The following is a 13,653-nucleotide window of genomic DNA, read 5'->3' as shown; positions in this document are numbered from 1 at the left end:
AGTTAAGACAGCAATTTCAGCTATGCCAAAAAAATTAATCAAAAAATTTATGCCTAAGCCTGAAACCCTACGTGAACATAAACATTTACGCATATTTGGGCGCTTACTACACAACCCAAATCTTTGGGCGCTGAACCGAAAATCCGCCCCCGGCGCTTTTGCTGTTGGTCTTTTTGTCGCATGGATCCCTATGCCTTTCCAAATGGTTGCAGCAGCGGCATTTGCCATTCTATTTAATGTCAATATCCCCGTATCCGTTGCATTAGTATGGATTACGAATCCACTCACTATGCCTGTGATGTTTTATGGTGCTTATTTATTGGGCGCAAAAATTTTAGATCATGCCCCGCAGGAATTTGCCTTCGAAGCCAGTTGGCAATGGATTGAGTCATCACTCACAACAATTGGCCCTGCGTTTTTAGTCGGTTGTTTGGTATTAGGTGTAATTTTTTCTTCGATTGGTTATTTGCTTATCAGTAATTTGTGGAAATATTCCATTATGTTTAAATGGCAAAAACGCCAACATAAGTAGTTTCGTTGATAGCTAACTTACTCCTATCGATAGCATAACTACTTAAAATTTGTGCTCCCTGTATACTTTTTGATGATAGAAATTAAATACCTGAATAGTTCAACATTATCGGTGTTCTGTTGATACATTAATGTTTTCTATGCCCCCATAGATTAACGCCTCCCTCTTTATACTGTGGCCGATATCTATCTTGTGAATTGAGTCACAGAGAATTTACGCACTTTTCCCTAATTAACCCACTTTTACTGTTACTATTTATAAAAATATTGTGTAGGGAGTTTATATGCCATTTTATCGTCAATACGGGGCAAAAGGCCTTAAAGCCGTAGAACATTTCGTATTATTCATTATTGCTCTTGCAACCATGGTCGCTATTGGCCAAGAAATTGTCCATATTTTTAATGCTGGTGCGGTAGCGCTCGCAGACTTACTCTTACTGTTTATTTATCTTGAAGTCTTAGCTATGGTGGCCAACTACGCTGAATCGGGTAAATTACCCGTACGGATGCCACTGTATATTGCTATCGTAGCATTAGCGCGTTATCTGATTTTGGATATGAAAAGTATGGATGATTGGCGGATTGCAGCCATTTCACTATCAACCTTAATCTTAGCTGCAACCGTAATTGTGATCCGTTGGGGCCAACTGAAAATGCCTTACCCAAAAAATCAAGAATACGACAACTAATCACATACCCGAGTCAGTGCCATTGTCCCATTCAGTGGCACTACCGTCCTTATTTAAAACTCTTACCAAAGACCTCGCTTTCACATTGGTATTCTGCCAAAAAGCAATTATGCTAGTTCTACAAAGATCAATTATTTACAAGGCAATTAAATTATGGGTGAGCATCATAGTGGCTTTGAAGAAAAACGCGCCTCTCTGCGAGTCGATATGGAAGCAGAACGAGTACTCCTAAATTGGATCGATCAAGATGGCGTTAGCCATTGTGATGATGGTGTCTGTATTGACTTAGCGAGGAAGGGTATCATGTTTGACTATAAACATCCTTTCGCACTCGGCGAGCTAGTTGAGGTCACTTTCAATCCCCATACTCCCGAAGAAAATAGCGTAAAAGGTCAAGTCTGTCGCTGCGCTCAATGCCACGAGAAAAGCTATCATATTGCCATGCAATTACTTTAATTTGATTCGAGCTATGCAGGGTTCATGGGGCTGTTCTACACTGAATTAATTCAAAGATTCAGTCAGAGGATGTCACCATGATATTGCTGGTAGGCGGAGAGAAAGGAGGAAGCGGTAAAAGTTGTCTCGCACAAAATATCGCGGTTTATATCAAGCAAAAATCTCAAGCCAATGTTCTTATGGTTGACTGCGATCCACAGCGAACGACTTCAGATTGGATCCAAGCCAGAAATAATGACCCAAGTTTACCCCCGATTAACTGTATTCAACTCTACGGGAAAATACGTAACGATTTACTCAGCTTAAATGAGCGATTCGATTACGTGATAGTAGACTGTGGTGGCCAAGATAACCTTGCAATGCGCGCTGCGATGTCAGTCGCAGCCTATGTTGTGATCCCTTTAAGACCCAAAAGGCGGGATCTTAAAACGCTACCCCACATGGAAGATATGCTCAGCACCTGTAAAATGGTCAATCCTAAAATGGTTGCCACTATTGTGCTCACGCAATGCCCTGCACTTCCTACACAATTTAAGCGGATTTTAGAAGCCAAAGAAGTTGTACAGTCCTTTGGATTGAAGGTACTCAACTCGGTCACTTTTTGTCGTAACATTTATGATGATAGTGAAGAAAAAGGTTCCTCTGTCATCGAAATCGAACCCGATGGAAAAGCCGCTGATGAAATTCGTGCCATTGTGGATGAATTATTCACATTACCACCAGAAAATAGCTATGAGCTTAACTGATCTTAAACGCAAGAAACCCAAACACATTATCACCCCTATTTCTGTGGATGATTTTATCGAAGATGCGAATAATTACGCCTTGGGTAAAGAGAGTCAATTAACTGCAGCCCCAAAAATGGGGAATCAAGGGTTAAATAAAAAATCAGTAAAAATATATCGACATGCCACTTTTACCCTAACAGAAACCAGTATCTCCCAGCTCGATAACCTTTCAAAAGCAACCAAAATTGCAAAGTCGCGGTTACTGCGAATGTTAATTGACGAATTCAGCCATCGTTCAACAGATGAACAATATCGACTCATTAATAAAGAGGAAGAAGATACCTGACAAAAGCGTGTGATGCTTAGGGTTATTTAATCTCAATCTCTAAATATCAACACGCTCGAACACACTTCAAGTTAGTAAGGATAATCAGTGATGACATTGACGTCCTGCAACAACAGTCATTCCCTGCAAAGTTTCTTGGCACTTACCTTTAGTCACTAAAAAATCAATCAACTCCGATGCAGTTAATCCCTCAATACTGCAAGTATGATAGCGAGCAGACTCACCAAATGTTTGTGCCATCAGGGAAATCAATTCAGACTTTAAAATAGCGTCACCATGGGCTACCATCAGCGCCATAACATCATGACCGTGAACAGAATCGGACATACCCTCTCCAAAAGATGCAATTAATATTGTTCTTTATATCCGAACTGTTAAATTTTAACTCTGATCTCGCGCACATACTGTCAATTTGAATCTGTACGCCGACATCTGTGACGATAATGTGAGCCATTATGTCCTTGATCCTATTACTGACCCAACAGATGTCGCTGTATTTAGTGATCGTTTACTTAGTCAGTAAAACCCCATTATTTAAGCTTTTTGCCGAGACCTCTCCTCGGCTGCCCCACAAGGTTTTCATCTATCTGATTTTTTCTTGTTTCTGCATTATGGCAACCTACTTTGGTGAACAAACGTCCGGTGCAATTGCGAATACTCGTGCCATGGGAGCTGTACTCGGCGGATTATTGGGAGGGCCAGTTACTGGTTTTCTTGTTGGACTCACAGGTGGGCTGCATCGTTATACTATGGGAGGGTTTACAGATGTTGCCTGTGCCATATCGACAACGATGGAGGGATTGTCTGCCGGTATGATTGGTTTTTATCTGCGTAGAGCAGGTAAAAGTGAACTTATCTATAATCCACTGCTGGTTTGTTTAGTCACCTTTTACGCAGAGATGATGCAAATGAGCATTATCTTACTGATTGCAAGCCCATTTGACGCCGCATGGGAATTGGTTCGCCAAATTGCACCACCTATGTTACTCGTCAACTCTATCGGCGCGGCTCTATTTATGAGTATGATCCGCGATCAAAAAACCATGTTTGATAAGCTTTCCTCGAGCTTTTCAACCAAGGCCCTAAAAATTGCTGAGCGGAGTGTAGGTTTACTTTCTAAAGGATTTAATGAGGAAAGTAGCGGTAAAGTTGCACAGATTGTGATCCAAGAAACCAATGTCGGTGCAGTTGCGATCACAGATAGAGAAAAACTCTTAGCTTTTATTGGTATAGGAGCTGATCATCATCTTCCAGGGACGCCTATTTCATCTCAAATAACCCTAGAAGCCATTAACCAGAATAAAGTGATGTTTGCCGATGGCGTTGAAACCCCCTATGCCTGCTCAATTTCAAGTCAATGTAAATTGGGCTCTAGCCTTGTGATTCCACTGCGTAGTGATAATGAAGTTATAGGTACAATTAAACTGTATGAACCTAAGAATAAGCTATTTTTGAATATTAATAGAACGTTAGGTGAAGGTATTGCACGGCTATTATCGAATCAAATCCTATATGGTCGCTTCGAGCAACAACAAAATTTACTCACTCAAGCCGAATTAAAATTGCTCCAAGCGCAGGTTAATCCACACTTTTTGTTTAATGCTCTCAATACTATTAGTGCCATTATCAAACGCGATCCTGATATGTCAAAACAGCTATTACAGCAATTATCACAATTTTTGCGTATTAATCTTAAGCGTACAACAGGCCTAGTTACCCTTGGAGATGAGTTAGATCACATCGCATCCTATCTCACTATTGAAAAAGCGCGTTTTATTGATAAATTACAGGTCAACATCGCAATTCCTGAACCCTTATATCCCTGTAAGGTACCTGCATTTACCTTGCAGCCTATCATTGAAAATGCCGTAAAGCACGGTACATCTCATATGATTGAGCAAGGACAAATTAAAGTAACAGGCAAATTGGAAAACAACATTTTAGAACTAGATGTTACTGATAATGCTGGTTTATATGAGCCGACTTCGGGGTCTGAAGGGCTGGGTATGAACTTAGTCCATAAGCGTATCCAAAACCTATTTGGCGAACAATACGGCATAACTGTAGAATGTGAGCGAGATGTATACACTCGCGTCATTATCCGCCTTCCAATTGAACCTATGGAAACCAATACGTGATCACTTGTTTAATTGTTGATGATGAACCTTTTGCTCGTGAAGAACTCACCGAACTTCTCAGTCAAGAAGCCGATCTGGAAATCATAGGGCAATGCAGCAATGCAATAGAAGCATTACAAATCATTGCCAAAGAAAAGCCTCAGCTTATTTTCCTTGATATTCAAATGCCGCGGATTTCTGGAATGGAGCTGATTGCTATGCTCGATCCCGATAACCTACCTAAAATTGTATTTGTCACTGCTTACGATGAATTTGCCGTCAAGGCCTTTGATAATCATGCTTTTGACTATTTACTGAAACCCATTGATGCCGACCGACTTTGCCAAACACTAAAACATGTGCGTAAAAATCTCACGCCACAGGCCGTGAGTTCTATCGCTCCGACAAGTCTGGAGCACCTGCCCTGCTACAGTGGTAGCAAATTGAAAGTCATCTCAATCGCGGATGTTGAATATGTCTTTAGTGATTTAAGTGGGATCCATGTGGCTTGCACAAAAGGCAAAGTCCATACCCAATTAACCTTGAAAGTACTCGAAGAAAAAACACCACTCGTGCGTTGTCATCGTCAGTACTTAATCGCACCTAAGGCCATTGCTGAAATTGAATTATTGGATACTGGAGCAGAAGTCACAACACATTCAGGGGGGAAAGTGCCTGTGTCACGCCGTTATCTTAAGAGTTTAAAACAGCTTTTTGGTTTCCAATAACCCACAAGCGTACCTCTCCATCTAAAGACTGATGTTGACAAAAAACCGCTCAAGCCATCCTATTGCCGCTGACCCTACATTTTCGACCACTAAGTAAGATTGCACTGTTTTATGTAAACAACTTGTTTACACTCCTCGCAACTCAAATGGGGAGATAACAAAATGATGTGGTTCCTACTCTGTGTCGGTTTATTGATCGGCGGTTACTTTATTTACGGTGCTTTTGTCGAAAAGGTTTTCGGTATCAACGCTAAACGTCAAACACCTGCGTTTACCCAAACCGATGGCGTTGACTATGTACCTATGTCTAAGGGTAAAGTCTATTTAATCCAATTACTGAACATTGCTGGTGTTGGTCCGATATTTGGTCCTATCCTCGGCGCACTCTATGGTCCAGCAGCAATGTTATGGATTGTCATAGGGTGTATTTTTGCTGGTGCTGTACACGACTACTTCTCAGGTATGTTGTCGGTCCGTAACGGTGGTCAATCCGTACCTAACCTAGCGGGTAAATACCTCGGTAAGAGCGCAAAACATTTTATGAATGTGTTTGCCATCATCCTATTGTTGCTCGTTGGTGTGGTATTTATCTCTGCACCTGCAGGGTTACTAGGCAAGCTAACAGGCTGGGATGTCAGCATCTTCGTTGGTATTATCTTCTGTTATTATCTGATCGCTACCGTTGTCCCCGTAGATAAAATTATCGGCCGCCTGTACCCCTTCTTTGGTGCGCTACTGTTTTTCATGTCATTTGGTCTTGCCTTCGCGATTATTTTATCAAGCGAGCATACTTTACTGCCTAATGTACAAGCAGGAGATTTCTTCCAAAACTTAAACCCTAAAGATATGCCACTTTGGCCTGCATTGTTTATCACTATCGCATGTGGCGCGATTTCCGGTTTTCATGCAACCCAGTCGCCGCTAATGGCACGTTGTGTCGAAAATGAAACCAATGGCCGCTTCGTGTTCTTTGGTGCCATGATTGGTGAGGGCATCATTGCATTACTATGGTGTGCAATTGCTCTATCCTACTTCGGTGGTGTAGAAGGTCTTAGCACTGGCATGGCGGGGAACCCTGCTAACGTAGTATATGAAGCCTCAACGGGTTTACTCGGTGCAGTTGGTGGCTTTATGGCAATCCTAGGTGTCATTATTCTACCTATTACTTCTGGTGATACGGCCTTCCGCTCAGCTCGCCTGATCTTGGCTGAATTCTTTAAAATGCCACAAGTTGCGCTGCCAAAACGCTTAGTGTTAGCTATCCCATTGTTTATTATTGGTGGCATGCTGACTCAAGTCGATTTTGGTGTGATTTGGCGTTACTTCGGCGTCGCAAACCAAGCGACGGCAGTATTAATGTTATGGACGGCTTCTGCTTACCTATTACGCCATAATAAACTGCACTGGATCACAACAATTCCAGCAATGTTTATGACAACCGTGGTTATCACCTTCCTGCTAAACTCAGCCACCTTAGGTGCGGGTTTGCCAATGACCCTATCAACCGTTGCGGGCGTAATTTCAACCTTAGTCATCACTGGCCTACTGATAGTGAAAATGAAAGGTAAAGGTGAAATTGATAACGAGTCAGAACTACCAGACGAAGCCTAAGTTTATCGCTTCACGTCTAAATGGATAATACTAAACAGGCACTATTACAGTGCCTGTTTTTATGTTAGCAAATACGCCTCTAATTCTGCCTATAAAACTGTTATAATCTCGACCATAGTTCATTGCAATATACAGAATATGACTCAAGCAAATAACCCACTACACGGCATTAAACTCGAAACCATAGTGACTGATTTAGTCGAGCGTTACGGCTGGGAAGAATTAGGTGAGAGAATACAAATCCGTTGTTTTACCCATGATCCCAGCATTAAATCTAGCCTGCGTTTTTTAAGAAAAACCGACTGGGCAAGGGAGAAAGTAGAATACTTATACCTAAAAGCCAATAAGCTACCTTTACCCCCACCGAAAAATGTAACCGCTACTGCTCCTAAAAAAGCGAACAAGATTCATTCGGCCAATCAAGGGCAGACTATAAAAACATCTGTACAAAATAAGTCTCAACCTACTGATGATATCAACAGCCACATATGGGGTAAGAAAAACTAAGTCGCTGTCACTTTATTTCTAGCTTTGGCCCTTATTACATCAGGGCTACCTTCTTAACGATTATGTTGCGCATAAAAAATGACTTTAGTATCTTAATTCCCTGCCGATACCAAGTTGAGTCTTGTCATATCAGGCGTAATTAGGAGCCCTCGATGAATATTAATGGATTAAACAATGCGGCAAGTGGCACTATATTTAAACCCGTATCCAGTGCTTATATTGCCATATCTCCAACATCATCTGCCGCCACGACAGATAGCACTGAAGAGAATAGCAGCCAAGATACTGTATCAATCTCCAATGCTGGTCGTACGGCTTTAGCCACCGATTTTGGCTCCGCACTAAGAGAAAGTAACGCAGAGAAAAAACAACAAGCCGAAGCCGCTGAATCAGAAAAAGCCACCTCTCCTATTGATCAACAAATCGAACGGATAAAAGAGCAGATAAAAGCCTTGCAAGAAATGCTAGCAAAGCTTGAAGGTGATAATTCAGAAGCGGCTGAGCAACAACGCAAACTGATCCAAGAGCAAATATTACAGCTTAGTAGTCAAATAGCTGTCTTAATGGATAAGAAGATGCGGGATGCACAGAAATCGGCAGGGTAATAGCTATGTTTAAAAAATAGCGGTTAAGATGTTAACTTTTTAGCGCTTTGACGGGGTTTCAAGTGTGTAGAAGTGAATTAGAACTGGATTAATATTAAATAGGAAAACTAAATAATAAACGCCAAATGCTTAATCCATCACCTGTGCGATAACTTAAGCCAATTCGGTCGATACTGAGTAAATCTGCACCTATAGGCTTAGAAAAAGCAAAGGTCGCACCCAGTTCATAACTCCCCGAAACTACCGTATCCTGTTCACTATCACTACTGAAATTGAGTGCATTAAAATACCAATAACCGAGTACAAATAGTCTGGGTTGAACTTGGATATTTTGCCATTGCCAACGAGGTGAAAGCCCTATATCAATACCAGTTTGTAGTACTGCAAATTGGTCTGTGAGATGACCAACTCGTTCACTATAGCCAGCAAAATGTAATCTCGATACCCAAACACTCTCTTCTCCACCCAGAGTAAAATCATATAAGGTACTTATACCTGTCGCTAAAATTGCCACATTCTCACTGGTATTGAAGTTTGTTCCAAAACCCACATCAAAATAGGCCTCCATACGCGTGTTTTCACTTGCCTGCCAATGGTGCTCAACACCTGGAGTGACCGTCATAGTCCCAACGGATGAAGGAAATTCACCTTCGGTGAGATCTTGGGCTAAATAATCAAAAAAACCAAAGGAGAGAGGCAAGCGTAGCCATGTTTGGCTGTCATTGTCTTTTTGAAAATCGAAGGAAAGCGGAACGCTCACAACCGTAGCATTTTGTTCTGCCGCTCGATAAACCCCTGTGCCAAGGTAGCTACCAAAAGCATATACAGAATTAGGATTACTCTGATTTTCTGCGGCTAAATGATTGTTCGTTGGTGAAGAAGGGATGAAATCTTGCTCTGATAGATAGACCTGCGCCAACGTCACATTAGGAATAAGGCTCCCTAATAGCCACGCCGACACAGGTAAATTTTTTAAGTATAACCGGCTAAAAAAAGGGCTCAATTGACTTAAACCATCCTAGTTTATATGACTTAACCAGTTATTAGCTCAAAACACTTAGTCTTCATCTACAAAATGATATTCGGACATCATATGGCCTAGCTCTGTGGATTTGGTTTTTAAATAGGCTTCGTTATAACGGTTTTTGCCCACTTGCAGAGGAACTCGTTCAACGACTTCTATACCAAACTCTTTCATCGCTTTGACTTTGCGCGGATTATTGGTCATTAAACGTACGTGCTTCACACCAATCTGCTCAAGCATGGGTTTGATCATATCGTACTTACGCATATCCGCAGGAAAACCTAATTGCTCGTTTGCTTCAACCGTATTTGCACCTTTATCTTGTAACTCATAGGCGCGGATCTTATTCAACAAGCCAATGCCACGGCCTTCTTGACGTAAATATAAAATAAAACCGCAACCTGTTTCGGCAATATTTTGCATAGCCGTTTGTAGCTGAAAACCACAGTCACAACGCAGGCTAAATAGCGCATCACCAGTCAAACATTCTGAATGGATACGGCCTAAAACAGGCTCATCAGCACTAAGTGTTCCAAAGGTGAGTGCGACATGCTCTTTGCCTGTTTCTGTATCTTCAAAACCATGCATAGCAAACACACCCCAAGGAGTGGGTAACTTTGACGTCGCGACATATTTTATCGACATGACATAACCTTAACGACAACTCTCATTCCATGAGACGAAGAAACATCCCTAAAAACAAAACTAAGTTAGGCTCTTAAGCAACGAGCACCGTATTTTAAAGTGTATTGGGCAATCCATTCAATCAACTGCAATATAAATCAGGTTTGATTATATCTGATTGCCGACCTGACAATGAGGGAAGTAGCATATCATCGACACTCGAATCTATACTTGTTCTCCCCTATTTACTCGTGCCAGATTTACGTATCTTGAGTCTTAAAACTTCGCAGGAGCGTAACCCGTCACTTCGGTTAATCCCATCTCACGGCCGAGTGCCGTCATTGGGTGAACCACAACCAGACCCTTAACGGACTTTTTCAATTGCCCCATGTCCGCTTGTTCTGCTTTAGTCAACGCTCGATGAAAAGGCAGATGTTTAATATCATCTCCCTGCTTATGCAATAAGCGTGTATGTTGGCCTTTTACACTGCTAATTTGCTTAGTGACTGCAGCGATTTCGCGTTTGAACTGAGCAATAACAGCCTCATCACCTCGTTGTTCAGCCGCAGCAAGTTTACGACGAAATTTATCTAGCTTATCGTTAAGCTGCTGCAGTTCTTGCTTTAAATTCATTCTGTTACCTTAAATTACCTATGTTAGCCACAGTAAAATCTTAGCCTAATTATGCTAGCATCTGTGTCAAGGCTTGGGATTATAACAGCAAGTTGCAGATCCTCGTTACCGCTTTTATAACAAACGTATGATCTGATTACTGCTACCTCGAAATGGTAAACTTGGATCCGCTAAACTTTGTTCAAATTTTCCATCAACCAGTACATCAATGTAAGTAAGCACAGCCTTTTGCTGTTCAGATAGGTCATCAAGTACATAACCTGTCCATAGCCAAATGTCTTTATTCTCACATTCGGCTTTGACCCGTTTAACTAAGGCTAATACCGCCTCAAGATTAGCGGGCAATAAAGGATCGCCCCCGGAAAGTGACAGGCCTCGGCGAACAATGCGCTTATCATTAAGATCCGCAATAATACGATCTTCGATTGCTTTATCAAAAGGATGACCAGATCGCACATCCCAAGTACTTTGATTATAGCAACCACGACACTGGTGCTCACAGCCTGAAACAAATAAGGTTGCCCGGGTTCCCGGACCATTGACCACATCGATGGGATAATATTGGTGATAATTCATGAACTCAGTCCTAGGTTCAACACCTTGAGCCAATTTAGACTAAAACACGCAACGCAGCAGAGTATTCTCGTACTGCGTTCCAAGGTCAGTTTAACAGAAGAATAATGCAAGATGGTTACAAGTGTTTGATCCTACGTTTTACCTCTTCCTGCTTACCATGGTTAAATGGTCTTGCGTCTGGGCTACCTAAATAACCACAAACACGGCGAGTGACTGACACTCTGCTTGGCTCATGGTTACCACATTTCGGACAAGTAAACCCTTTACTTGTACAGCTAAATTCCCCAGTAAAACCACAGTCATAACATTCATCAATAGGCGTATTTGTCCCATAATAAGGTACACGGCTATAACTGTAATCCCAGACATTTTCTAATGCTTCGAGGTTATGCTGCATATTGGGATATTCGCCGTAGCAAATAAACCCACCGCTAGCAATTGCCGGATAGGGCTGTTCAAAATCGATTTTGTCATAAGGGTTTACGTGTTTTTCTACATCTAAATGAAAACTATTAGTGTAATAGCCTTTATCAGTGACGCCTGCCACTACACCATATTGCTTCGCATCCAATTTGCAGAAACGACTACAAAGGCTCTCACTGGGCGTACTATATAAGCTAAAACCATAACCGGTTTCTGCTTTCCAAGCATCAGTCGCAGCCTTGAGATAGGCAACTATCGCAATGGCCTTTTCCCGTAATTCAGTACTATCAAACACATGGGATTGAGTGCCATAGAGCGCATTAATGGTTTCATGTAATCCAATGTAACCTAATGAAATCGATGCTCTACCATTTTTGAAAATTTGCGCAATATCGTCATCAGCACGTAAACGCACACCGCAAGCCCCTTCCATATAAAGAATCGGTGCCACTCGTGCTTTTACGCCATTTAAGCGTTCGATACGTGTATCTAATGCTCTGCGGGCAAGTAATAGGCGTTCATCTAAAATACGGTAAAACTCGGCCTCATTACCATTGGCTTCTAAGGCGATACGAGGCAAGTTAAGACTCACTACACCGAGGTTATTTCGCCCTTCATGGACTAACTCACCATTTTCCTTATAAGTACCCAAAAAGCTACGACAACCCATTGGGGTTTTAAATGATCCCGTCACCTTTTCAACCTGTTCATAGTTGAGAATATCGGGATACATACGCATACTCGCGCATTTGAGTGCCATTTGTTTTACATCGTAATTGCAGTCTCCTGCCTTGTGGTTAATACCATCGCGAATAGCAAACACCAGCTTTGGAAATACGGCGGTTTTACGATTTTTACCGAGACCTGCCATACGCACTTTGAGCATAGATTGCTGAATGAGGCGTGATTCCCAAGAAGTCCCTAAGCCAAACCCAAAGGTGACAAATGGTGTCTGCCCATTGGCCGTGTGTAAAGTATTCACTTCATATTCAAGGGACTGAAAGGCATCATGGCATTCTTTTTCAGTTTGAGCAGTAGCAAATGCTTTGGCATCTTTAATCTGCCAATTCAACGCGACTTGGTAGTGTTTGTCATAACTTTTTGCCACGAAAGGGGCCAACACTTCATCAATGCGATTAATGGTCGTACCGCCATAAATATGGCTCGCGACTTGGGCGATGATCTGCGCAGTGACTGCGGTCGCGGTAGAAATTGACTTTGGAGTTTCAATCTCGGCATTACCCATTTTAAAGCCATGGGTCAGCATCCCCGCCAAATCAATGAGCATGCAGTTAAACATCGGGAAAAATGGCGAGTAATCGAGATCGTGGTAATGGATTTCACCCGCTTCATGGGCTGCCACAACGTCTTTTGGCAGAATATGACTCTTGGCATAATGCTTAGCCACGATGCCAGCCAGTAAATCACGTTGTGTTGGAATAACTTTTGAGTCTTTATTGGCATTTTCATTTAGCAGCGCGGCATTACTCTGTTCAACTAGACCACGGATCTCTAAATTTAATTTACTGGTCGCTTCGCGACAAATATCCCTGTCATGGCGATATTCAATATACACTCGAGCTAATGACTTATAAGGGCCTTCCATTAGCAAGTTTTCTACAGCATCTTGCAAATGATGAATATCAACTTCGGTTAATGAGGCAACACGTTGACTGACACAAGCAGCAACAGTCGCAGCATAGTCTTCATCCTCTATCCCAACCGAGTTTGCAGCGGCCATCACTGCATCTCTTATCCTTGTTTCATCAAAAGGTGTGCGGCAACCATCCCGCTTGATCACGACTGGCATTGTTCAGTTCCTCTCCATCCCGATTAAAATTAACACTACATATAGTGATTAAATAATCCATAAGCACAATATATAGCGTATTAAGCGGTATCAATGCTGAAACTTCCATGATCCAGATCATAGTTTCTAGGATAGAAGAAAAGAACAAATAAGAACTGTAGCAAAGCCCAATGATCTGAGCATCACACCTTGACCTAAGTCATAAAGCAGGCTATTGCACAGAAGTTGATAACATACCGGCTCTG

General features: G+C 41.9%; 16 protein-coding genes. 10 read left to right on the top strand and 6 right to left on the bottom strand.

Going from position 1 to position 13,653, the window contains the following annotated elements:
* The first annotated feature begins 22 nt into the window (after positions 1-22).
* From MZ182_RS07640 to MZ182_RS07620, 5 genes are all read left to right on the top strand, one after another.
* On the top strand, positions 23-532 hold the full coding sequence (locus MZ182_RS07640; protein WP_011789828.1) for a DUF2062 domain-containing protein: 510 nt from the start codon (positions 23-25) through the stop codon (positions 530-532).
* Between the two features lie 283 nt (positions 533-815).
* Complete coding sequence (locus MZ182_RS07635; protein ID WP_248066486.1) at positions 816-1,220, top strand: phosphate-starvation-inducible protein PsiE; 405 nt, start codon at positions 816-818, stop codon at positions 1,218-1,220.
* A gap of 153 nt (positions 1,221-1,373) precedes the next feature.
* On the top strand, positions 1,374-1,676 hold the full coding sequence (locus tag MZ182_RS07630; protein ID WP_011789830.1) for a PilZ domain-containing protein: 303 nt from the start codon (positions 1,374-1,376) through the stop codon (positions 1,674-1,676).
* A gap of 77 nt (positions 1,677-1,753) precedes the next feature.
* Positions 1,754-2,422, top strand: coding sequence for an AAA family ATPase (locus MZ182_RS07625; protein ID WP_011789831.1), 669 nt, complete (start codon positions 1,754-1,756; stop codon positions 2,420-2,422).
* Positions 2,409-2,750 (top strand): ribbon-helix-helix domain-containing protein, encoded by a 342-nt coding sequence (locus MZ182_RS07620; RefSeq protein WP_011789832.1) that lies wholly within the window; start codon positions 2,409-2,411, stop codon positions 2,748-2,750. The genes MZ182_RS07625 and MZ182_RS07620 overlap by 14 nt, the downstream gene beginning before the upstream one ends.
* 84 nt (positions 2,751-2,834) lie before the next feature.
* Here the strand turns inward: MZ182_RS07620 and MZ182_RS07615 are convergent, their stop codons facing one another.
* Complete coding sequence (locus MZ182_RS07615) at positions 2,835-3,077, bottom strand: YecH family metal-binding protein (RefSeq protein ID WP_011789833.1); 243 nt, start codon at positions 3,075-3,077, stop codon at positions 2,835-2,837.
* A gap of 128 nt (positions 3,078-3,205) precedes the next feature.
* Between MZ182_RS07615 and MZ182_RS07610 the strand changes: the two genes are divergently transcribed.
* The 5 genes from MZ182_RS07610 to MZ182_RS07590 all read left to right on the top strand — a co-directional run bounded on the left by MZ182_RS07610 (position 3,206) and on the right by MZ182_RS07590 (position 8,318).
* Complete coding sequence (locus tag MZ182_RS07610; RefSeq protein WP_248066484.1) at positions 3,206-4,888, top strand: sensor histidine kinase; 1,683 nt, start codon at positions 3,206-3,208, stop codon at positions 4,886-4,888.
* The gene (btsR, locus tag MZ182_RS07605) at positions 4,885-5,595 is read left to right on the top strand and encodes a two-component system response regulator BtsR (RefSeq protein ID WP_025008245.1); all 711 of its coding nucleotides are present in this window, start codon (positions 4,885-4,887) and stop codon (positions 5,593-5,595) included. Before MZ182_RS07610 ends, btsR begins: the two co-directional genes overlap by 4 nt.
* Before the next feature lie 162 nt (positions 5,596-5,757).
* On the top strand, positions 5,758-7,206 hold the full coding sequence (locus MZ182_RS07600; RefSeq protein ID WP_011789836.1) for a carbon starvation protein A: 1,449 nt from the start codon (positions 5,758-5,760) through the stop codon (positions 7,204-7,206).
* Between the two features lie 138 nt (positions 7,207-7,344).
* Positions 7,345-7,713, top strand: coding sequence for a VF530 family DNA-binding protein (locus tag MZ182_RS07595; RefSeq protein ID WP_014610319.1), 369 nt, complete (start codon positions 7,345-7,347; stop codon positions 7,711-7,713).
* A 152-nt stretch (positions 7,714-7,865) separates the two neighbouring features.
* The gene (locus MZ182_RS07590) at positions 7,866-8,318 is read left to right on the top strand and encodes a FlxA-like family protein (RefSeq protein WP_011789838.1); all 453 of its coding nucleotides are present in this window, start codon (positions 7,866-7,868) and stop codon (positions 8,316-8,318) included.
* 94 nt (positions 8,319-8,412) lie between these two features.
* Here MZ182_RS07590 and MZ182_RS07585 read toward each other — a convergent pair whose 3' ends face one another.
* The 5 genes from MZ182_RS07585 to nrdD all read right to left on the bottom strand — a co-directional run bounded on the left by MZ182_RS07585 (position 8,413) and on the right by nrdD (position 13,408).
* On the bottom strand, positions 8,413-9,243 hold the full coding sequence (locus MZ182_RS07585; RefSeq protein WP_411028075.1) for a hypothetical protein: 831 nt from the start codon (positions 9,241-9,243) through the stop codon (positions 8,413-8,415).
* 132 nt (positions 9,244-9,375) lie between these two features.
* Positions 9,376-9,987, bottom strand: coding sequence for a GTP cyclohydrolase II (gene ribA / locus MZ182_RS07580; RefSeq protein WP_011789840.1), 612 nt, complete (start codon positions 9,985-9,987; stop codon positions 9,376-9,378).
* 255 nt (positions 9,988-10,242) lie between these two features.
* The gene (locus tag MZ182_RS07575) at positions 10,243-10,599 is read right to left on the bottom strand and encodes a YibL family ribosome-associated protein (RefSeq protein ID WP_011789841.1); all 357 of its coding nucleotides are present in this window, start codon (positions 10,597-10,599) and stop codon (positions 10,243-10,245) included.
* A gap of 114 nt (positions 10,600-10,713) precedes the next feature.
* Positions 10,714-11,175: an anaerobic ribonucleoside-triphosphate reductase-activating protein gene (gene nrdG / locus MZ182_RS07570; protein WP_014610317.1), complete on the bottom strand. Its 462-nt coding sequence runs from the start codon at positions 11,173-11,175 to the stop codon at positions 10,714-10,716.
* A 115-nt stretch (positions 11,176-11,290) separates the two neighbouring features.
* Positions 11,291-13,408: an anaerobic ribonucleoside-triphosphate reductase gene (nrdD, locus tag MZ182_RS07565; protein ID WP_011789843.1), complete on the bottom strand. Its 2,118-nt coding sequence runs from the start codon at positions 13,406-13,408 to the stop codon at positions 11,291-11,293.
* Positions 13,409-13,653 lie beyond the last annotated feature (245 nt).

This window comes from Shewanella sp. JNE2, from assembly GCF_023159115.1.
GTDB classification, from domain to species: Bacteria; Pseudomonadota; Gammaproteobacteria; order Enterobacterales; family Shewanellaceae; genus Shewanella; species Shewanella putrefaciens.
The sequence above is the reverse complement of the archived record's forward strand: the minus strand, read 5'-3'. Positions and strand labels throughout refer to the sequence as shown.